This window comes from Streptomyces lavendofoliae (genome assembly GCF_014649735.1).
Lineage (GTDB): Bacteria > Actinomycetota > Actinomycetes > Streptomycetales > Streptomycetaceae > Streptomyces > Streptomyces lavendofoliae.
On the sequence record NZ_BMTP01000003.1, the window covers coordinates 491381 to 510550 of the forward strand.

Consider the following 19170-nt stretch of genomic DNA (forward strand, 5'->3'; position numbering starts at 1 on the left):
ACGCGCGGTGTGGTCGCTCAGCCGCCGTAGCCGTCCTTGTGGTCCTTCTTGTCCTTGTGCTGGATGTTGGCGCACTCGTTGCCGAACGCGGGGTTGAGCAGGCCGATGATGTTGATGGTGTTGCCGCACAGGTTGATCGGGATGTCGATCGGGACCTGGACCACGTTGCCGGAGATGACACCGGGGGAGCCGACGGCGGCGGCGTCGGCGCTGGCGCCGGCCATGGCCACGCCGGATCCGCTCAGGACGACAGCGCCCGTGCCGACGATGACGGCGGCAGACCTTGCGATGCGAGACATCAAAATCTCCTTGTACGTGGAAATCCGACCGCGGACGTGCGGTCGTCACTCCCCTACAACGCCACTCGCCGGGCCGGGTAACGGCCGCGCCACTCCAACGGCCGGTCGTGGCACAGGGTTCGCCCTTTTGGACGCGGGGGAGTGCGGGGGAACGGATGACGGGGAGGGGCGGAGGTCAGCTCTTCGGTCCGTCGAGGCCGAGCGTGGAGTCCAGCGCCCCCGTCATGCCGGGCGTCAGGAGCCCGGCCTGCGGCAGCTCGGCGCCCGGCATGCCGAGCGTCTCGGCGCGCGGCAGCGTGATCGGGAGGCCGAGGATCGCGCCCGGTGTCGTCGCCCGGAGCTCGGAGGCGGGGGTCGCGAGCAGGGCCCGCCCCATGGGCTCCTCCCCGACGAGGTCCGGCAGCGGGGCGCTGACCAGCGTCTCCGGGACGCCGGCCGTGAACGGGAGCTGCGGCACGAGCAGCGGCTGGACCTTGCCCTCGCCGTGTCCGGTGAGCCCCATGGGAGCCCCCGGCAGCGGAATGGGGACACCGGTACGCAGGGTCGGCGTCTCCGTGGGGAGGACGGTGCCGAGGCCGTGCAGCGGGACGTCGACCGGTGCGACCGGTACGGTGGAGGCCGCCGCGGCGGGCGACGCCATCGCCGCCGATGCGAGGCACGTGACGACAATCCCCATGCCGGCCTGAGTTTTCAGGTTCATTTGCTGCGTACGCCTTCCCGGGCTGTGAGTACGGTGCTGCCCAAAAGAACGACCCCGCGCCGAAAAACGCGTCAGGATTCGCCTGGTTGCAGCAATGTCGCTGTCAGGTGTTGACGGCCGCGCATGCCGAAGGGCCGACGGAAACGTCATCGTTTCCCGTCGGCCCCGGCAGCGTCGCCTGCGCGGGGGAACCCCGCCGCGCGTGTGTCGCCGAGCGTGTGCCCGGTGTCCTACTTGCCCAGCGCGGGCAGCCCGCCCAGGAGCGGCTGCGCGGTGCCCTTGGCGGACTCCAGACCGCCGGTGGCGCCCTGCACCTTCTCGACGGCCTTGGCGTCGGTCACCTTGCTCACGGCGTCGGTCGGGACGGCCTCGGTCAGCCCGCGCTTGCCGAGGGCCTCGACTCCTCCGTTGAGGCTGGACGGGGTGAGGGTGTCGGCGGCGAAGGCGGGGGCGGCCATGCCCAGAGCCATCACGGAACCGGCGACGACCGCAGCAACCTTGGTGGGCTTCATTGGAGTGAGTCCTTCCTGAAATGGCGTCGGTGCGCTGCAACTCCCGCACCGCGCGGGCCACTTGAGACGAGGGCGTCCTGTGCGGTGCTCTGTCCTCTGTAACGAGCCCTCCGCCCGGGGGAAACTCCAGGGGCCCGGAATTCTCGGCACTGCACTCGAACGATACGCAGCGGTCCTATTGCCGGATCACCGTACGGAGGCGTGCGGAGAGCGGCGTGCGGAGGGCGGCGTACGGGGAAACGCCGGCGGCCGTGCCTGCCCCGGGGGACGGGGGCGGCACGGCCGACGGGCGTGAGCGAACGGCGGACCTAGCGGCCGGTGACCGGCGCCCGCGGGGCCGCGGCGGCCGGGAGCGCGGTGGTGGCCGGGAGAGTGGTGGCCGGGGCCGAGGTGGCGGGGTCGGAGGTGGCGGGGAGGGTGTTCGTGCCCGTCGCCTGCGTGCCCGTCATCCTGGCGACGTCCCGCATGATGGCGTCCATCAGGCTCTGGGTCGCCGCGTGGATCTGGGACGCCGAGGTGCCGGCCTGCCCCTTCACCGCCGCTTCGACCAGCTCGTCGATGGCCTTGTCCATGGACGCGAGGGCCTTGTCCAGGTTCGTGTCCGCCGTGTCGGTGGCGTCGGCGGAGCCGGCGGCGTCCGGGGCGTCGGCGATGTCGGGGGTCGGGGTGCCCGCGGCGTCCGGGGTCGTGTCGTCGACCTCGGTCCAGGAGGCGCCGCCGGTGCCGTCCGTGGTGCCCGAAGAGGCCGGGACGGTGCCGGCGGTCCCGGTGCTCGTCTTGGTGTTCGCCTCGGCCATCGCCTCGCGAAGGGCCTCGATGGCGGCCGTGAGGTCCTTCATCTGCTGGTTCGTCTCGGCGGCGGGGAGCGTCTGGGTGGTGCTCGTGCCCGACACGGTGCCGAGGACGGCGTCGAGCACACCGCCGACCGAGCCGAGGATGTCGCTGAAGTCCTCCGGCGCCTTGGCCTGCTGCGTGGCGGTGGCTTGGTGAGTGGCGTGGGCGAGTGCGGGTCCCGCCGTACCGAGCGTGAGCGCGGCGCAGAGTGCGGTGACCGCCACACGGCGGGGTGTCAGGAGACGCATGCCTTGTCCTTCCAGTGACGCGTCGGGAACGTGACATCACCGTGGGTCCGCTTATTGCGACCCGCAAACGCATGCGCGGCAAGCGTGCCTGGGCCCGATGGGTGAATCGGGCCGTCTGACCTGCCGAAAATACGCTCCGGCACCGGCTCCCCGGGAAATGACGGAGCGCCGCCGATGGAGTGGTCGGCCCCTCGCCCAGAAACAGAAGTGCGCCATTCCCGCGGGAATGGCGCACTGTCGTCGCGCCCGGCTGCCGAGTCGGGACGTCAGTCGTTGACGCAGACGTTGCCGAAGGTGGGGTTCAGCAGGCCGATGATGTCGATGGTGTTGCCGCACAGGTTGATCGGGACGTGGATCGGAACCTGGAGGATGTTGCCGGAGAGGACGCCGGGCGACTTCACGGCCGCGGCGGACGCGTCGGCGTCGGCGTGCGCGACGCCGCTGGCACCGGCCACGGAGGCGGCGACGGCGGAGGTCAGGACGGCTGCCTTCGCGATACGGGACATGGTGACGAACTCCTAGGTCGGTGAGGCACTGCGGCCGACGTGGTCGGCTACACCAACAACGCCCCAGCATTTCGCCGGTTGCGGGACCGAACGGGTGACGCGCCCCCGGCCGCCCGCGCGCGACACGCCCCACCGTCAACGCGGAGGTCGGACAAGGAAGTTGTTCCGGGGGCGTTTCGTATGCTTCTGGACCTGTTTGTTGAGTTATAACGTACATCTCGCTGGACGCGGTCCTCACTCGTCAAAGCGGAGAACCGGTATGGGGAATTCAAGAGGTTCTTTCAGTGTGGGAACGCCCGGATAGCGCGCGCCGCTGACATTCGCCCGCGCGCCGGAAAGCGCCGAGCCCGACGACCCCGCCGACTCCGCCGAACCCTCCTGCCGCCCGCTTCGTGGAAAGCTTCGTAGAAAGGGTCACGCGTGCGTTCCCCACTCACCGCATTGCATGTTGTCCAGCCCGGTGACGGCGGGGTGGCCCGCGTGGTCACCGACGTGGTCGGAGCGCAGTTGGACGCCGGCATGCGGGTCGCCGTCGCCTGCCCGCCCGGTACGCCGCTGGCGGTGGCGGCCCGCGCGCGGGGCGCCGAGGTGCACCCGTGGCGGGCCGGCCGCGAGCCCGGCCCGCGGCTGGTCGCCGAGAGCCGCCGGGTCGCCGCGCTGGTCGACCTCGTACGCCCCGACCTGGTGCACGCGCACAGCGCGAAGGCCGGGCTGGCCGCCCGCATCGCGGTACGCGGCCGGGTCCCCACCGTGTACCAGCCGCACGCCTGGTCGTTCGAGGCGGTCGACGGGGTGACCGGCGCGCTCGCCCGGCGCTGGGAGCGCTGGGCCGCCCGCTGGACCGACCGGGTCGTCTGCGTCAGCGAGGCCGAACGGCGCCGGGGCGAACACGCCGGGGTGCGCGCGCCCTGGTCCGTCATCCACAACGGTGTGGACGCCCGCCGGTTCACCGCCGGACCGGGCAGAGCCGCCGCCCGCGCCGCGCTGGGACTCCCCGCCACGCCACCGCTCGTGGTGTGCGTGGGGCGGCTGTGCCGCCAGAAGGGGCAGGACACGCTCCTGGAGTCCTGGCCCGCCGTTCTCGACCGCGTACCGGAGGCCCGGCTCGTCCTGGTCGGCGACGGTCCCGGGGCCGAGGACCTGCGCGCCACCGCCGCCCGGTGGGGCCGGGCGGACCGGACGATCGCGTTCGCCGGCGCCGTCACCGACACGGCGCCCTGGTACCGGGCCGCCGACCTGGTCGTCCAGCCGTCCCGCTGGGAGGGGATGGCCCTCGCCCCGCTGGAGGCGATGGCGGCCGGCCGGCCCGTCCTCCTCACCGACGTGGACGGCGCCCGCGAGAGCCTGCCACCGGGCCATGAGACGCACTGCCTGGTCCGGCCCCACGACCCGGCCGCCCTCGCCGGGGCCCTCGCGGCGCTCCTGCGGCGGCCCGTACTCCGCGAGGCCCTGGGCCGCCAGGCCCAGCAGCACGTACTGCGGCGCTTCGACGTGCGGCGCGCGAACGAGGCCCTCGCGGACGTGTACCGCGAGGTGACCGCCGCACCCCGCCACGAGCTCAGGGAGCCGATCTCCCAGTGACCACGGAAAGCACCAGCCCGGCCACCCCGACCGTCGTCCCGCCCCGGGGGAGGGCGGACCGGCCGGCCCTGCCGCCGCGCCGCCCGGTGCCCCCGCCGCCCTTCGTCGCGTCCCTGGTCGCCACCGACTGCGCCGCCGTCCTGCTCGCCGCGCTCCTGCTCGACCCCGAACAGCGCGGCGCCGGCCTGCTGATGCAGCTCACCGCGTTCCTGGTGGCGCTCAACGCGTACGCCGGCCTCTACCGTCCCGGCGCCGTGGCCTCCGTACTCGATGAACTGCCCGCCCTCGCGGGGCGCGCGGCGGTGGCGTGGTGCGCGGCCGCCGCGCTGCTCGCCGCGCAGTCCCCGCAGCGCGCCGTCGGCCCGGCGACCCTGGCCGCCGTGTACGCCGCCCACCTGGCCGTCGTCGCCGGGTGCCGTGCCGTGCTGCACCACCGGCGGCGCGCCGCCGCCCGCGCGCACCCCCGCTCCGCGCTCGTCGTCGGCTCCGCGCCCGCCGCGCAGCGGCTCGCCGGCACGCTGGCCGGGCACCCCGAGTACGGCATCCGGCCGGTCGGCATCGTCGCCACCCAGCGGCCGTCCAACCCCGCCGAGTCCTCGCTTCCGGTGCTGACCGGCCCCGAGGAGATCCACCGGGCCGTCATCCAGAACAGCGTCCGCGACGCGGTGTTCGCCGGCTCCGCCCAGGCCGACCTCGTCGCGCTGCTGCGTCACTACGGATGCGCCGGCTGGCTGGTGGGGGAGGGCGACGGCGGCGGCACACCCCCCACGCCGATGAGCCAGCACCTGTGGGGGCACGCCTGCCGGCGCCTCGAAGCCCCGCCGGCCGACCGCGGCCCGCTGTCCAAGCGGCTGCTCGACGTCACGGTCGCCGGGCTGATGCTGGCCCTCCTCTCCCCGCTGCTGCTGCTGTGCGCCACCGCCATCCGGCTGTCGGACGGGCCGGGCGTGGTCTTCCGCCAGGAGCGCGTCGGACAGGACGGCCGGCTGTTCACCCTGCTGAAGTTCCGCACGCTGCGCCCCGCCGACGACGAGGAGGCGGCCACCCGGTGGAGCGTCGCCCACGACGAGCGGATGAGCGTCGTCGGGACGTTCCTGCGCCGGACGTCGCTCGACGAGCTGCCGCAGCTGTGGAACGTGCTGCGCGGCGACATGAGCCTGGTCGGGCCCCGCCCGGAGCGCCCCTACTTCGTCGACAAGTTCAGCCGGCTGCACCCCGGGTACGCGGCCCGGCACCGGATGCCGGTCGGGCTGACCGGGCTGGCGCAGGTCCACGGCCTGCGCGGGGACACCTCCATCGAGGACCGGTGCCGCTTCGACAACCACTACATCGACCACTGGTCGCTGTGGCAGGACGTGTGCATCCTGCTGCGCACGGCCGCCTCGCTGATCCGGCCGGCGGGCAGCTGATGCCGGTACGCGCCTGGGCGCCGCTGGTGCCGCTGCTGTCCGTCGTCGCGCTGCTCGCCGTACCGCCGCCGGCCGGTTCCCCGGGCACCGGCACGGTGGCGGACGCCGCGTCCGCCGTGCTGGTCGTCTGCTGTGCCGTGCGGGTGGTACGGGACCGGGCGCGTCCGCTGTCGCGGACGGCGGCCGTCGTGCTGGGCCTGCCGGTGCTGGGCATCTGCACCGCGGCCGTCGCGTCCCACGACCCGGCGGCGAGCCTGCCGGGCGTGGCGCGCTACCTCCAGGTCTTCGTCCTCGTGCCGGCGGCCGTGGTGCTGCTGGTGCGCGACCGGCGGGACTTCGCCGTGGTGGCCTGGGCGGTGATCGGGCTGGCCCTGACGCAGGGCGCCGTGGGGGTCGCGCAGTACCTGACCGGCACCGGCGCGTCGTACATGGGGGAGGACGTCCGGGCGGTGGGGACGTTCGGGCCGACCGACGTGATGGGGATGGCGACGGTCGTCGCGTACGGGATCGTCGCCGCCGCCGGGATCGCGCTCGGCGAGCCGGGGCGCCGCCCCCGGACGTGGGCGCTGGTCTGCGGCGCGCTGCTGCTCGTACCGCTGGTGGTGTCGTTCAGCCGGGGCGCCTGGATCGCGACGCTGGCGGCCTGCGCGCTGCTGCTGACGCTGTGCGGGGTACGGCGGGCCGTGCGGGTGGGCCTCGCTGCGGGCGCGCTCGGCGTGGTGCTGGTGGCGGGGCTGGGCGTCGGCTCGCAGATGGTGCAGGAACGGGTGGCCAGCATCTCCCGGGTCACGGCCGCCCCCGACCGGTCGGTCACCGACCGGTACACCATGTGGGCTGCGGCGGCCGGGATGTGGCGCGCCGAGCCCCTCACGGGCGTCGGGCTCAAGGGCTTCCCCGCGTACCGGGACGCGCACGCCTCGCTGGCCCTGTCGTCGGGCAGCGACACGGCGGGGGCCGGCCGGGGCTTCCAGCGGCAGCCCCTGCTGTCCCCGCACAACATGTACTTGCTGGTGCTGGGTGAACAGGGCCTGCTGGGCCTGCTGACGGTCGCGGGCAGCTGGCTCGCCCTGCTGGGGTGCGCGCTGCGGCGCCTGGTGGACGCCCGCCGGGCCGGGGCGGTCCCGGCGTGCGGGCTGGTCGCCGTGGGCCTGCTGGTGTGGCAGCTCGTCGACTTCGCGTACGCGGACATCGGCGGCCCCGCGACGGTCCTCACCGCCCTGGTGCTGGGCCTGGCCGCCTGGTGGTCCTTCGCCCCGCACCGGCCGGCCGGCGCCGCGCGGCCCGTCGCCCCCGGGGGCGGCCCGCCGGGAGACCGGTCGGGCGACCCGTCCGGTGGCCCGGGCACCGGCGTCCGGACCGGTACCCACCCGGTGCCGCCCCGCCGGAGCGCCCCGGCCCCGGGCCCCGCCGCCGCGGGGGTCCGGCATGGCTGACCCCCGTCCGGCGCCGGTCGCAGGTCCGCTCACCACGGGTACCGGCCGGGGCGCCGTGCCGGACACCACCGCTCCCGGAACCCCCAGGCCCGGCGCGGCTCCCGGCGCCCCCCGGCCCGGCGCGGCTCCCGGCACCACCGCCCCCGGCGCCACCGGTGCCGTGAGGGGCGCCGACGCGTCGTGCGTCGCGGTGGCCGCGCGGCCCGCGCCGGGGGGCGACGACGCGGCACGGGCGCCGTCCGGCCGCCTCCTCGCGCGGGCGGCCGCGCTCACGGCCGCGCTGACCGCGATGGGTGCCCTGCTCGGGCTGGTCCGCGACCAGCTGCTCGCCCGCACGTTCGGTGCGGGCACCGGTACGGACGCCTTCCTCGTCGCCTGGACCGTCCCCGAGTTCGCGGCCACGCTGCTGATCGAGGACGGCATGGCCCTGGTCCTCGTACCCGCGTTCGCCGCCGCCCTCGCCCGGCGGGCCGGCGCCCCGGCGGGCGGCCACGACCCGGTGCACGCGCTCGTCCGGGCCACCCTGCCGAGGGCGGCCCTCGTCATGGGCGCGGCGGCCGGGCTGCTGGTGCTCGCCGCGCCGCTGGTCGTCCCGCTGCTGGCGCCCGGGCTGCCGGAGCGGCAGCTGGCCGTCGACTGCACCCGGCTCACCGCGACCTGCCTGCTCTCCTTCGCGCTCGCCGGCTACTGCAGCGCGGCGCTCCGGGCCCACGGCCGGTACCTCGCCCCGGCCGCGATCTACCTCGCGTACAACACCGGCATCATCACGGCCGTCGTCCTGCTCGACCCCGGCACGTGGGGCGTCCGCGCGGCGGCGGCCGGGGTCGCGGCGGGCGGCGCGCTGATGGTGCTGGTCCAGGCCCCCGTCCTGTGGCACCGGCTCCGTGCGCCGGGGGTGCAGCGGCACGGCGTGCCGGGCGCCCCGGGCGAACCGGCCGCACCCCGGCAGCCCCGGGCGGCGCTCCGGCCGGTGCTGGCCGTCCTCGCGCCGGTGATCGTGTTCGCGGTGAGCCGCCAGTCGCAGGTCCTGGTCGAGCGGTTCCTCGCCGCGCCGCTGCCCGCCGGGGCGATCTCGCACCTGAACTACGCGCAGAAGGTCGCCCAGCTGCCGATGGTGCTCTCCCTCATGCTGTGCACCGTGAGCTTCCCGGTCGTCGCCCGGGCGCTCGCGGCAGGGGACACCGGCACGGCGCGCCGGCGCGCCGAACGCGACCTGCTGCTCGCGGGCGTGATCGTCCTCGTCGGCGCCGCGACCGTGGTGGCGGCAGCGCCGCAGATCGTCGGGCTCCTCTTCCAGCGGGGCGCCTTCGACGCCACCGACACCGCCGCCACGGCCGCCGTCATGCGGGTGTACGCCCTCGGGCTGCTCGGCCAGACGCTCGTCGGCGCCCTCGTCCGCTGCTACTTCTCCGCCGCCCGGCCCCTGTGGTACCCGGCCGTCGCCATGCTCGGCGGCATCGCCCTGACCGCCGTCGCCGGCTGGGCGTGGGCCAGCCCGTGGGGCGTCCGCGGGATCGCCGCCGCCAACGCGCTCGGCATCACCCTCACCGCCGCCCTGCTCCTGCTCGGCGTGCGGCGGCAGAGCGTCCCGCTCGACGCGCGGCGCCTCACCGCCGGGCTGGCCCGGCTCACCGCGGCGGCGGCCGTCGCCACCGCCGCCGGCCGGTGGTGCGCGGCCGGCCCCCCGCCGCTGGCGGTGCCGCTCGCGTTCGCCGCCGTCACGGCCGCGTTCACCGCCACCGCCTGCGCCCTGCGCGCCCCGGTGGTCCCCTCCCTCGTCCGCTCAGTCCATCCGTTCCGCCGGCTCGCGAAGGCCCGCTCATGAACCAGCCGCACCAGCCGTACCCGCCGCACCAGCCGTACCCGCCGCACCGACCCCGCGCACCGCGCATCCCCCTGTGGGTGGCGATGTACCACTCGGTCGACGACACCACGGACGACGACCCGTACCACGTGACCGTCTCCCCCTCCCGGCTCGACGAGCAACTGCGCTGGCTGCGCGACCACGGCCTGCGGGGGGTCGGACTGCGGCAACTGCTGCTGTACGCCGCCCGCCACGGCGACACGCGCGGGCTGGTCGGCCTCACCTTCGACGACGGGTACGCCGACTTCCTCGACAACGCCGTCCCCGTCCTGCGCCGCCACGAGTGCACGGCCACCGTCTTCGTCCTCCCCGGACGGCTCGGCGGCGACAACGCGTGGGACGCGCTCGGCCCCCGGAAGCCGCTGCTCACCGAGGACGGCGTGCGCCGCTGCGCCGCCGCCGGCATGGAGGTCGGCTCGCACGGGCTGCTGCACGTCCCCCTGCCCGGCGCGCCCGAGCACGTCCTGCGCGAGGAGACGGCCGGCAGCCGCGAGCGGCTCCGCGACCTCACCGGGACGGCCCCCGAGGGGTTCTGCTACCCCTACGGCCACGTCGACGAGCGCGCAATGCGCGCCGTGCGCGAGGCGGGGTACGCGTACGCCGCCGCCATCGACCCGGGCCCCCTCAACAGCGTCCACGCCCTGCCCCGGGTGCACATCGGGCAGCGCGACACCGCCTGGCGGCTGCACGCCAAGCGCCGGCTGCACGCGGTACGGCGCGCCCCGGTGCCGCTCGCCCCGGTGCCCGTGTCATGACCGCCCTGAAGGTCCTGCACGTCATCACCGGCCTCGGCATCGGCGGCGCCGAACAGCAACTGCGCCTGCTGCTCCCGCACATGGACCGCGTCCGCGGCAGCGTGGTCACCCTCACCAACCCCGGCCCGGTGGCGGACGCCCTCCGTGCCGACGGCGTGCCGGTCGCCCACCTCGGCATGCGCGGCAACCGCGACCTGTCCGCCCTGCCGCGCCTCACCCGGCTCATCCGGGACGGCGACTTCGACGTCGTCCACACCCACCTGTACCGGGCCTGCCTGTACGGGCGCCTCGCCGCCCGGCTGGCGGGCGTGCGGACGGTCGTCGCGACGGAGCACTCGCTGGGCGCGGACGGGATCGAGGGACGCCCCCTGTCGGCCGGGGCGCGCGCCCTGTACCTGGCCGGCGAGCGGCTCGGCACGTCGACGGTCGCCGTCTCCGACACGGTGGCGCGGCGCCTGGTCGCCTGGGGCGTGCGACCGTCCCGCATCACGGTCGTGCCCAACGGCGTCGACGCGGAGCGCTTCGCCTTCGACCCGGCCGCACGGCGGGCGGCGCGGCGGCGGCTGGGCCTGGCCCCCGGCGCGTACGTCGTCGGCGGGGTGGGGCGGCTGGTGGCGGGCAAGCGGTTCGACACGCTGATCCGGGCGGTGGCCGCGCTCCCCGGCGACGCCCGCCTGCTGCTGGTGGGCGAGGGCGACCAGCGGGAGCCGCTGGAGCGGACCGCACGGGAGTGCGGGGTGGCCGAGCGGGTGATCTGGGCGGGTGCGGTGGACCGCGACCTGCCGGGGCTGCTGGCGGCCATGGACGTGTTCGTGTCGGCCTCCGCCGACGAGGCGTTCGGGCTCGCGATCGTCGAGGCGCTGGCCGCCGGGCTCCCCGTGCGGTACGTGGCCTGCCCCGCGCTCGACGACCTGCCGCCCGGGGAGGCGCCCGGGGCGCGCCGGGTCGCCGGGACGGTGCCGGAGCTGGTCGCCGCGCTGGAGTCGGTCACCCGCGAGCGGCTCGCCGTTCCGGCTGCCGTGCGCCGCTACGACGTGCGGCGGGGCGCACGGCGGCTGATGGCGCTGTACGAGCACCTCCACGACGGCCGGCTCCACGACGGCCGGCCCCTTCATGACGGCCTCCACGACGGCCTCCACGGCCGCGACGACAGCCCGCACGGCCTTCACGACGGCCTTCACGACGACCTTCACGACGGAGCGAGTAGTCGATGACCACGACCCAGTCCCTTGCCGTACGCCGTGCGATCGGCTGGCTCACCCGCCTCAGGCGCACCCGCCGCCGGTGGCTCGTCCCGGCCGCCGCGCTGCTGGGCGTCCTCGCCGGCTGCGGGTACGGGCTGCTGAAGACGCCCGAGTACGCGGCGACGAGCTACGTCATCGTCGTACCGTCCGCGAAGTCGGACCCGGCCGGTGCCATGGGCCTCGCGCAGGCCTACGGACGGGTCGCCACCGACATCGCGGTCGTCGGCGACGCCCAGGTCGCGGCCGGCGTGCCGGCGGAGACCCTGCGCGCGAGCGTGCAGGCCGCGACCTCGCCGGACGCCCCGATGATCGCCGTCACGGCGCGCGCCCCACGCCCCGCCACCGCGGCGGGGATGGCCGACAGCGTGGCGAGGGCCCTGGTGCAGAAGGGCTCGCACACCGAGGGCAGCACCGGTGTGAAGGTCCTCCAGTTCACCCGGGCCGCCACGCCCACGGAGCCCGTCTCGCCCTCGGCGTCCCTCGCCGCGCTCGTCGGCGGCTGCGCGGGCGGGCTGCTGGGCGGGCTCGCCCTGCTGGTGCGGCCCCGCTACCCCCGGCGCGGCGGGCGGTCGCGGTACGGGTCCGTACCGGGTCCGGTGGCGCAGCAGGAGGCGCTGGTATGACGCGGGGCGGGAACTGGACGGTGACCGTCTGCCGGGACGGCGAGGAGTTCGGCCGCCTCGCACGGGAGTGGGCGGACCTGTACCGGCGGTGCGCCACCGCGACCCCCTTCCAGTCGCACTCCTGGCTGCATTCCTGGTGGGTGTCGTACGGCGCGCCCGGCTGCCTGCGGGTCGTCCTCGTACGCCGGGACGGGCGGCTGGCGGCGGCGGCGCCCCTGCGGCTGGTGCGGGGTCCGGTGCCGGTGCTGACCCACCTGGGCGGGGCGATCACCGACTTCTCCGACGTGCTCGTGGACGACGGGTGCGCCGAGGAGGCGGTCCGGGTGCTGACCGGGGCGCTCGGCCGGCTGGCCCGTACCGCCGTGATCGACCTCCGGGAGGTACGGGAGGAGGCCGCCGCCCAGCGGGTGTACGCCTGCTGGCGCGGGCCGCGCCGCCGCCTGCCCGACTCCGTCTGCATGGAGCTGCCGGCGGCCTCCATCGACGAACTCGTCGCCCGGCTGCCGTCCTCCCGGGCCCAGCGGGCCCGCTCGAAGCTGCGCCGGCTGGACAAGCTGGGCATCGAGGAGCACGTGGTCCCGCCGTCCGAGGTCCCGCACGCGCTGCGGCGGCTGCTGGAGCTCCATCAGCGCCAGTGGGCCGACCGCGGGGTGACGCCCGAGCACCTCAGGCCCCGGTTCGCGGAGCACCTCCAGCGGGCGGTGCGGTCGATGGTCGAGTCGGGCGACGCGATGGTGACGGAGTTCCGCCTGGCCGGCGACCTGGTCGCCGCGGACCTCACCCTGATGTCGCCGCTGCTGTCCGGCGGTTACCTGTACGGGGCGGACCCGGTGCTGCGGGCCAGCAAGGTGGACGTGGCGACGCTGCTGCTGCGCAACGGCGCCCGGGAGAGCAGCGCCAGCGGCCGCGCCAAGCTGAGCCTGCTGCGCGGCCGCGAGCCCTACAAGAGCCACTGGCGCCCCGAGCCGGTCGTCAACCAGCGGCTGCTGCTGGCCCGCCGCCGCACGGCCGTGCCCCTGCTGCTGCTGGCCGGCTGCGCGGCCGGCCGCCGTCGGGCGGCGGACCGGCTGCGTGACCGGGACCGGGTGCGGCGGCTCCTGCGGCGGGTCGGATCATGAGCCGAGGTGGCGCTGCCAGTCGATCCGTACGCAGAGCTTGTGTCCGAGCCACTTCTCGATCCACTCGCCGAGGTCCAGCGGCGTGCAGCCGGACTGCCCGGGCTCGGGACGCGGCTCCGGTTCGGGCCGTGGCTCGGGTTCGGGGCGCGGTTCGGGTTCCGGCCGCGGTTCCGGGTCCGCCGGTCCGCCCCTGCCGGACAGCTTCGCGCGGAACACCTCCGACGAGCGCGGATTGTCCTCGCACTGCCAGACGCCGTGCGGGCAGTAGTCGGTGATCGTCTGGTACAGCGGCTTGCTCTTCTCGATCCAGTCCAGCATCCGCCGCATGTACTCGGGGTTGTCGCCGTTGCGGAACAGACCCCACTCCGGGTACGAGAGGGGCTTGCCGTGCCGGGCGGCGAACTCCACGTGGTGCCGCAGGCCGTAGGGCTCGGTCACCTGCTCGTCGAAGCCCTGGCCCGACGGCTGGTCGTAGGAGTCCATCCCGATGATGTCGACGACGTCGTCACCGGGGTAGCACTCGGTCCACGGGATGGCGTCCCGGCCCCGGTTGGGAGCGAAGTCGAACCGGAAGCGCTGCCCCGGCACCTCGCGCATGGCGGTGACGATGCGCTTCCAGTACGCCTTCCACGCCTCCGGGTCGGGCCCGCAGCGGTGCGAGTACGTGGTGCCGTTCATCTCCCAGCCGAGCACGAGCACGGTGTCGGGGACGCCGAGTCCCACGAGGCGCTCGGCGAGGGCCCGGAAGTGCCGGTCGAACCGCCCGTCCGCGCCCAGCCGCAGCAACTGCCGTACGACGGAGTCGGGGAGGTGGCTCTCGTTGCGCTCCAGCATGGGCACGTTGAGGACGAACAGCCGGTCCTCCCGCGCCTGCCGCCACTGGGCCCAGTGCTCCAGGAACCCGGGGTGCCCCTCGATGTTGGTCCACACGTCGCCGGGCAGGTACGTGTGCCCCACGCGCAGATCGGTGCCGCCGAGCCACTCGCGCAGTCCCGCCATGCGGTGGATCCCGCGCGGTCCGTAGTCCAGATAGGCCCCCACCGCCGTGTCCGCCACCGCGCCCGGCGTGCCGTCCCCGCTCCCGGTGTCCGCCCCCGTACCGGTGCCCGCCCCGCCGCCGGTGTCGTCGCCGGGAACCGGCCGGCTCTCCGGAGAGGGGTCCGGGCCGGGCTCCCGTACGCGTTCGGCTCCCGACCCCGGACCGGGGCCGCCCCCCGTGTCGGTACCCGTGGCCGTCCCCGTACCGGTTCCCGCGCCCGCCCCGGGGGAGCTCGCGGTCGTGGCGCCGTCGACGGCGCCCGCCTCCCGGTCGCCCTCGGGTCCCGGCCCCGAGCCGGCGGCGTGGCCCGTCGCGGTCCCGGGGGCCGAGGCGTGGCCGGGCGGGGCCGACACGACGGAGCCGGCCATCAGCAGGCTCAGCAGACCGGCGGTGAGCACCCCCGGCCGGGCGCCCTTGGTCTTCGCTCTCCGGTGACCCATTTCCGCTCCTTCGCCAGGCGCCAGGAATACGCCAGTCACTGGGAGCAAAAGTATTCTTAATGGGCCGGCCGGGATCGTGGTCCCGCCCGGCAGTAGGCCGTTGGGGGATTTGATCGCCCGCTTGGGGGAGCGGGACAGTGAAAAGCCGGTCCCGGAGCGCTCCGGGACCGGCTTTCTACGCGGCCATGGCCTGATGCTGCGTCACTTGTTGATGCAGACGTTCCCGAAGGCCGGGTTCAGCAGCGCAACGATGTTGATGGTGTTGCCGCACACGTTGATCGGCACGTGCACCGGGACCTGGACGACGTTGCCGGACAGGACGCCCGGGGAGCCGATAGCGGCACCACTGGCGTCGGCGTCGGCGACAGCAGGCGCGGCCGCACCCAGCGCCATGACGATACCGGCGACGGCTACCGCGGCCTTCTTGCACTTCATAGGTTCGGGTCCTTTCCACAGGAGGAAGTCGTGCCACGGATTTCGTGACGATCGGGCCTCGTTGAGGTCCGGCTTCCACTGCGAAAATCACAACGAATGCGAAAGCGGAAAGACACCACTGCGGCTGCTTTCCGCAGTGATTCACTCGAACCGCCGAGCACCTGTTGAGGGCAGATGGCTCAACGGCTGGGCCATACGGGGCGCGTCACCAGAACATCCCATTCGTGGTCCGGGGATCCGGGGACCGCCCGGCCCAGGGCTTTCCATTCGCGCATCAACGACGAATAGACGGGGACCGTCTCGGTCTCCGTCGCTTGCCTGCTCTGTGGGATGAGGGGCACACGCTGCCACTTACCGGCGCGAGGAGCCATGCCGAACCTTTCCGTTCACAGCAGCCTTGGCGAGGCTCTCGCATCATGTCACAGCCTGTGCGCGGGCCGTCACCGTCGCCGTGACCGGCGTCCGCCGCCCGTCATCCGTGGTGCGGGAGGGCCGCGAAGCGCAGGGCGAAGTGGTCGAGGGTGCGCGGCAGCGGCCGGTCGGGGCGCAGCCGGCCGGGCCGCTCCGGCAGGTACGTGTGCCGTTCGAGCAGCGCCGCCAGCATGGTCGAGGTGACCAGCAGGACCAGGTCCTCGCCGGGGCACCGGCCGGGGCCCGCGCTGAACGGCACCAGCGCCCCGGTGTCCTGCGCGGTGCCGTCGAGCCAGATCTCCGGGGTGAACCGGTCGGAGTACGGCAGCGAGGCGTCGCGGTGGAACAGCGGGGCGTAGACCAGGAACTCGGTCCCGGCGGGCAGTACGTCCTCGCCCCACTCGGTCTCGCGCACCGACTCGCGCAGGAGGAACGGCGTGGTGGGCCACAGCCGCACCGACTCCAGGACGCAGGCGCGGGTGTACGGCAGGAGGCGCGGCCCGGTGAGGTCGGTGACGGCCAGCTCGTTGCGCACCTGCGCCTCCTGCGCGGCGTGCGTGGACAGCAGGGCCAGGGCCCGGTAGGCCGTGATGCCCGCCGCGTCGAAGGCGAAGAGCCAGTGCGGTACCTGCCCGGCCGGGTCGGTGCCGGGGCCGGCGGGCATGGCGGCGAGAGCGGCGGCGAGGCTCCCGGGCTCGGCGCGGTCGAGGTGGGCGCGCAGGCGGCGTTCGAAGCGGCCGCGCAGGGCGGTGCGGCGCGGCGCGGCGCCCGACCAGTTGGCGGCGGAGCGGAGCCGGCCGAGCATCGCGGTCAGGCCCGTGTCGTCGCGGCCGGTGTCCCCGAGCACGAGGCGGCGGGCGGTGCGGTTCCAGGCGGTGCTGAACGCCCGCCAGTCGATCTCGCCGTCCCCGGCGGTCGTCGCGCCCAGGAGCTTGCCGGCCTCCTCGCGCACCGTCCGCACCATTCGCGGGGCCAGGCTGTGCGTCCGGTGGCCGTACTCCAGCACGGCCTCGTTGAACGCGCGCCGGGTGTCCCGCTCCGCTCCGCGCGAGACCAGCACGCCGTGCGGCTGGAACTGCTCCAGGGCCGCGCGCTTCTCGCGGGTGGAGGGTGAGTACGGGTCCGGCGTGCCGTCCAGGACGCGGGAGGCGTCCCCGGCGTCGAGGACGACGGCGAAGTGGCGCCCGGCCACGTCGAGCCGCAGGGGGCCGGGGCCATGGGTGCCGCGCAGCTCGGTGAGCAGGTCGGTGGCGCGGCGGTCGGCCTCGAACCGTTCGGCGAGGGCCATCCCGGCGCGGCGGCGGACGACGGCCCCGGCCGCGAGGGTCGGGGCGATGACCTGGGCGACCAGCCGGGCCGTGTCGCGCGGGGAGGTCCGGGCGGGGGTGTGCGTGGCCGTGTCCGTACTGGTCATGGCCCCCGGGTGCCCCGGCGCCCCGGGCGCGAAACGGCGCGCGAGGGGCGCTGGGCAGGCCCGTCGGGGGCTCGGTCGGCGGGCCGGGTCAGCCGCCCGTGGTCGGTCCGCCGCTGCCGAAGCCACCGCTGGGGGCGCCGCCCCACTTGTGGTCGTTCTCGCTGCGCGGCGAGGCGTCGGGGTCGGTGTTCTGGCGCCGCAGCTCGTACGGCATCACCCGGTCCTCGCGCTCCTCCAGCTCGGCCGGACGGCGGTGGCCCTCGGCCTCGCCGGGGAGTCCGGCGTCCAGCGGCCGGTGCGGCTGCTCCTCGGGCGTGGGGGGTGCCGACTCCCGGTTCCGGACACGCCGCCCGAGCACGAAGGCGCCGATCAGGAATCCGACGAGGAGGACACCCGCCACCAGCGGGCCAATACCGACGACATGGTCCTTAGCGGCGAATTCCGTAGCCAACGTCATGAGAGAGTCCATAAAGGGCGTGTACCCCGGTCTCCATGGGATCAGACATGCCCGCGATGGGGACGATCCCCTCATCGGAAAAACGTTTCATCCTTTTTTAGGTGATTGATCTCTTCGGGTGACCTGGCGCAACTTAAACGGTGGCCTGCTGTTGATCAGGGCGACCCCGAGCACCGGGTCTCTCGACGAGAAGGATGGACCATGATCAAGAAGGTTCTGGCCACCGCCGGCGTCGCCGCCGCCGTCCTTGGCGCGTCCGCGCCGATGGCCTCGGCCGTGGGCGACCGCGGAATCGACACGCAGAACGGCAACTTCGCCACCCAGTCGTACGGCAACACCACGACCGGTGGCTACATGAGCCCGCAGATCGGTCTGATCCAGGGCTCGCTCAACAAGCCCTGCATCGGTCTGCCGGTCCAGGCCGACGTCCAGAACATCGTGGCCCTGGTCAACGTCGGTGTTCAGGACATCCTCCAGGACACGCAGAACCAGCAGTGCGCCGAGAACTCCACCGCGGTCAAGGGCGACAGCGCGCTGTCGCACCTGCTGGAGGACGTCCTCTCCGAGAACGTCTCGGCCGCCGTCCAGGACTGACGCGAGGCCACCGTCCCGCGCGGCCCCGGCGGCCGTGCGGGTCGGCCCCGCGTGGTGCCCCGCACCACGCACGACGGGCTCACGCCCGCCCCCCACGCGCCCGACGCCGGGCGCTGGCACGACCCGAGCACCGGGTCTCTCGACGAATGGGATGAACCATGATCAAGAAGGTTCTGGCTACCGCCGGCGTCGCTGCGGCCGTGCTCGGCGCGTCGGCGCCGATGGCCTCGGCCGTGGGCGACCGCGGTATCGACACGCAGAACGGCAACTTCTCGCGGCAGATCTACGGCAACACCGTCACCGGCGGCCACCAGAGCCCGCAGGTGGGCCTGGTCCAGGGCACGCTGAACAAGCCCTGTGTCGGTGTGCCGATCCAGGCCGATGTCCAGAACATCGTGGCCCTGGTCAACGTCGGTGTTCAGGACATCCTGCAGGACACGCAGAACCAGACCTGCACGGAGAACTCCACGGCCGTCAAGGGTGACAGCGCGCTGTCGCACATCCTCGAGGACGTCATCTCCGAGAACGGGGCCGTCGCGGTGGACTGACGCACCCCGCAGGTGTGACCACCGCCTGGGCGGGCCCCGCATCCGACACCACGGATGCGGGGCCCGCCCTTGTGTGTGGACGGGAAGGGACCGGATGAAACATTTGCCGGTGGCCGCCGCGTCAATGAGGTGAAGGACGACGGCAGCGGAGTGAAGGGGAGGGCATGAGAAAGTCCCGAGCGGACGAGTTCATGGAGTTCGCGGCGGGGCGCACCGGGCACCTCTTCCGTTCCGCCTGTCTGCTGACCAGCGGCGACACCCATCTCGCCGAGGATCTGGTGCAGGAGACGCTGGGCCGGATGTACGCGCTGTGGGGCCGGATGGCGCGGATCGACAATCCCTCCGCGTACGCCCAGACCGTTCTCGTCCGCACGTACCTCACGCAGCGGCGGCGGCGTTCCTCGGGGGAGCGGCCGCTGGCCGAGCTGCCCGAGTCCACCTCCGGCCGGGGCGACGACCCGGCCCTGCGGGTGGCGCTGCTGGACGCGCTGGCGCGGCTGGCGCCGAAGGACCGGGCCGTGGTGGTGCTGCGGTACTGGGAGGACCGCAGCGTCGAGGAGACGGCCGCCGCCATGAACGTCAGCTCCGCCGCCGTACGCACGCGATCCACCCGGGCGCTCGCCCGGCTCCGCGAGCAACTCGGCGGCGATCTGTCGGAACTGGCCGCCGCCGTCTGACCGGGCCGCCCACCCCGGCCCCCTTTCCC

General features: G+C 74.6%; 20 protein-coding genes. 11 read left to right on the plus strand and 9 right to left on the minus strand.

Features of this window, described 5'->3' with window-relative positions; all coding sequences use genetic code 11:
• Positions 1–17: 17 nt before the first annotated feature.
• The 5 genes from IE109_RS07880 to IE109_RS07900 all read right to left on the minus strand — a co-directional run bounded on the left by IE109_RS07880 (position 18) and on the right by IE109_RS07900 (position 3099).
• Positions 18–299 (minus strand): chaplin, encoded by a 282-nt coding sequence (locus IE109_RS07880; protein WP_189550009.1) that lies wholly within the window; start codon positions 297–299, stop codon positions 18–20.
• Positions 300–474: 175 nt separating this feature from the next.
• Positions 475–975 carry a hypothetical protein gene (locus tag IE109_RS07885; RefSeq protein ID WP_229890728.1) on the minus strand — a complete coding sequence of 167 codons (501 nt, stop codon included), beginning with the start codon at positions 973–975 and terminating at the stop codon, positions 475–477.
• 254 nt (positions 976–1229) lie between these two features.
• Positions 1230–1511 carry a hypothetical protein gene (locus IE109_RS07890; protein WP_189550011.1) on the minus strand — a complete coding sequence of 94 codons (282 nt, stop codon included), beginning with the start codon at positions 1509–1511 and terminating at the stop codon, positions 1230–1232.
• A gap of 308 nt (positions 1512–1819) precedes the next feature.
• A complete protein-coding gene (locus IE109_RS07895; protein WP_189550012.1) occupies positions 1820–2593 on the minus strand; it encodes a hypothetical protein in 774 nt (257 codons plus the stop codon).
• Positions 2594–2859: 266 nt separating this feature from the next.
• The gene (locus IE109_RS07900) at positions 2860–3099 is read right to left on the minus strand and encodes a chaplin (protein WP_189550013.1); all 240 of its coding nucleotides are present in this window, start codon (positions 3097–3099) and stop codon (positions 2860–2862) included.
• A 420-nt stretch (positions 3100–3519) separates the two neighbouring features.
• On the opposite strand from IE109_RS07900, the gene IE109_RS07905 reads away from it, so the two are divergent.
• Genes IE109_RS07905 through IE109_RS07940 form a run of 8 tightly spaced genes read left to right on the plus strand, consistent with a single transcriptional unit; the run spans position 3520 to position 13126 of the window.
• A complete protein-coding gene (locus IE109_RS07905) occupies positions 3520–4680 on the plus strand; it encodes a glycosyltransferase (protein WP_229890730.1) in 1161 nt (386 codons plus the stop codon).
• On the plus strand, positions 4677–6089 hold the full coding sequence (locus IE109_RS07910) for an exopolysaccharide biosynthesis polyprenyl glycosylphosphotransferase (RefSeq protein WP_189550014.1): 1413 nt from the start codon (positions 4677–4679) through the stop codon (positions 6087–6089). Before IE109_RS07905 ends, IE109_RS07910 begins: the two co-directional genes overlap by 4 nt.
• Complete coding sequence (locus IE109_RS07915) at positions 6089–7522, plus strand: O-antigen ligase family protein (protein WP_189550133.1); 1434 nt, start codon at positions 6089–6091, stop codon at positions 7520–7522. The genes IE109_RS07910 and IE109_RS07915 overlap by 1 nt, the downstream gene beginning before the upstream one ends.
• Entirely contained in the window at positions 7515–9347 is a 1833-nt protein-coding gene (locus IE109_RS07920; protein ID WP_229890732.1) for a lipid II flippase MurJ, read from the plus strand. Before IE109_RS07915 ends, IE109_RS07920 begins: the two co-directional genes overlap by 8 nt.
• A complete protein-coding gene (locus IE109_RS07925; RefSeq protein ID WP_189550015.1) occupies positions 9344–10141 on the plus strand; it encodes a polysaccharide deacetylase family protein in 798 nt (265 codons plus the stop codon). The genes IE109_RS07920 and IE109_RS07925 overlap by 4 nt, the downstream gene beginning before the upstream one ends.
• A gap of 5 nt (positions 10142–10146) precedes the next feature.
• A complete protein-coding gene (locus IE109_RS07930; protein WP_189550131.1) occupies positions 10147–11355 on the plus strand; it encodes a glycosyltransferase in 1209 nt (402 codons plus the stop codon).
• The gene (locus IE109_RS07935) at positions 11352–12008 is read left to right on the plus strand and encodes a YveK family protein (RefSeq protein ID WP_229890734.1); all 657 of its coding nucleotides are present in this window, start codon (positions 11352–11354) and stop codon (positions 12006–12008) included. The genes IE109_RS07930 and IE109_RS07935 overlap by 4 nt, the downstream gene beginning before the upstream one ends.
• Complete coding sequence (locus IE109_RS07940) at positions 12005–13126, plus strand: GNAT family N-acetyltransferase (protein WP_189550016.1); 1122 nt, start codon at positions 12005–12007, stop codon at positions 13124–13126. Before IE109_RS07935 ends, IE109_RS07940 begins: the two co-directional genes overlap by 4 nt.
• Here the strand turns inward: IE109_RS07940 and IE109_RS07945 are convergent.
• The 4 genes from IE109_RS07945 to IE109_RS07960 form a co-directional block, all read right to left on the minus strand.
• On the minus strand, positions 13121–14605 hold the full coding sequence (locus IE109_RS07945; protein WP_229890736.1) for a glycoside hydrolase family 26 protein: 1485 nt from the start codon (positions 14603–14605) through the stop codon (positions 13121–13123). The two genes, IE109_RS07940 and IE109_RS07945, sit on opposite strands and share 6 nt — an antisense overlap.
• Before the next feature lie 201 nt (positions 14606–14806).
• On the minus strand, positions 14807–15040 hold the full coding sequence (locus IE109_RS07950) for a chaplin (RefSeq protein WP_189550017.1): 234 nt from the start codon (positions 15038–15040) through the stop codon (positions 14807–14809).
• Positions 15041–15512: 472 nt separating this feature from the next.
• Complete coding sequence (locus IE109_RS07955) at positions 15513–16865, minus strand: cytochrome P450 (protein ID WP_189550018.1); 1353 nt, start codon at positions 16863–16865, stop codon at positions 15513–15515.
• 88 nt (positions 16866–16953) lie between these two features.
• Positions 16954–17322 (minus strand): DUF6479 family protein, encoded by a 369-nt coding sequence (locus IE109_RS07960; RefSeq protein ID WP_229890738.1) that lies wholly within the window; start codon positions 17320–17322, stop codon positions 16954–16956.
• Between the two features lie 201 nt (positions 17323–17523).
• Between IE109_RS07960 and IE109_RS07965 the strand changes: the two genes are divergently transcribed.
• The 3 genes from IE109_RS07965 (at position 17524) to IE109_RS07975 (ending at position 19141) form a co-directional block, all read left to right on the plus strand.
• Positions 17524–17916 carry a rodlin gene (locus IE109_RS07965; protein ID WP_189550020.1) on the plus strand — a complete coding sequence of 131 codons (393 nt, stop codon included), beginning with the start codon at positions 17524–17526 and terminating at the stop codon, positions 17914–17916.
• A 158-nt stretch (positions 17917–18074) separates the two neighbouring features.
• Entirely contained in the window at positions 18075–18464 is a 390-nt protein-coding gene (locus IE109_RS07970; RefSeq protein ID WP_189550021.1) for a rodlin, read from the plus strand.
• Between the two features lie 164 nt (positions 18465–18628).
• Positions 18629–19141: a SigE family RNA polymerase sigma factor gene (locus IE109_RS07975; RefSeq protein ID WP_189550022.1), complete on the plus strand. Its 513-nt coding sequence runs from the start codon at positions 18629–18631 to the stop codon at positions 19139–19141.
• Positions 19142–19170 lie beyond the last annotated feature (29 nt).

What these genes read in the sequence shown, in the direction of transcription:
- IE109_RS07920 (WP_229890732.1), top strand. Translation starts at nt 7,515, where the DNA reads ATGGCTGACCCCCGTCCGGCGCCGGTCGCAGGTCCGCTCACCACGGGT.
- IE109_RS07965 (WP_189550020.1), top strand. Translation starts at nt 17,524, where the DNA reads ATGATCAAGAAGGTTCTGGCCACCGCCGGCGTCGCCGCCGCCGTCCTT.
- IE109_RS07915 (WP_189550133.1), top strand. Translation starts at nt 6,089, where the DNA reads ATGCCGGTACGCGCCTGGGCGCCGCTGGTGCCGCTGCTGTCCGTCGTC.
- IE109_RS07890 (WP_189550011.1), bottom strand. Translation starts at nt 1,511, where the DNA reads ATGAAGCCCACCAAGGTTGCTGCGGTCGTCGCCGGTTCCGTGATGGCT.
- IE109_RS07885 (WP_229890728.1), bottom strand. Translation starts at nt 975, where the DNA reads ATGGGGATTGTCGTCACGTGCCTCGCATCGGCGGCGATGGCGTCGCCC.
- IE109_RS07970 (WP_189550021.1), top strand. Translation starts at nt 18,075, where the DNA reads ATGATCAAGAAGGTTCTGGCTACCGCCGGCGTCGCTGCGGCCGTGCTC.
- IE109_RS07955 (WP_189550018.1), bottom strand. Translation starts at nt 16,865, where the DNA reads ATGACCAGTACGGACACGGCCACGCACACCCCCGCCCGGACCTCCCCG.
- IE109_RS07960 (WP_229890738.1), bottom strand. Translation starts at nt 17,322, where the DNA reads ATGACGTTGGCTACGGAATTCGCCGCTAAGGACCATGTCGTCGGTATT.
- IE109_RS07945 (WP_229890736.1), bottom strand. Translation starts at nt 14,605, where the DNA reads ATGGGTCACCGGAGAGCGAAGACCAAGGGCGCCCGGCCGGGGGTGCTC.
- IE109_RS07935 (WP_229890734.1), top strand. Translation starts at nt 11,352, where the DNA reads ATGACCACGACCCAGTCCCTTGCCGTACGCCGTGCGATCGGCTGGCTC.
- IE109_RS07925 (WP_189550015.1), top strand. Translation starts at nt 9,344, where the DNA reads ATGAACCAGCCGCACCAGCCGTACCCGCCGCACCAGCCGTACCCGCCG.
- IE109_RS07950 (WP_189550017.1), bottom strand. Translation starts at nt 15,040, where the DNA reads ATGAAGTGCAAGAAGGCCGCGGTAGCCGTCGCCGGTATCGTCATGGCG.
- IE109_RS07975 (WP_189550022.1), top strand. Translation starts at nt 18,629, where the DNA reads ATGAGAAAGTCCCGAGCGGACGAGTTCATGGAGTTCGCGGCGGGGCGC.
- IE109_RS07900 (WP_189550013.1), bottom strand. Translation starts at nt 3,099, where the DNA reads ATGTCCCGTATCGCGAAGGCAGCCGTCCTGACCTCCGCCGTCGCCGCC.
- IE109_RS07940 (WP_189550016.1), top strand. Translation starts at nt 12,005, where the DNA reads ATGACGCGGGGCGGGAACTGGACGGTGACCGTCTGCCGGGACGGCGAG.
- IE109_RS07895 (WP_189550012.1), bottom strand. Translation starts at nt 2,593, where the DNA reads ATGCGTCTCCTGACACCCCGCCGTGTGGCGGTCACCGCACTCTGCGCC.
- IE109_RS07880 (WP_189550009.1), bottom strand. Translation starts at nt 299, where the DNA reads ATGTCTCGCATCGCAAGGTCTGCCGCCGTCATCGTCGGCACGGGCGCT.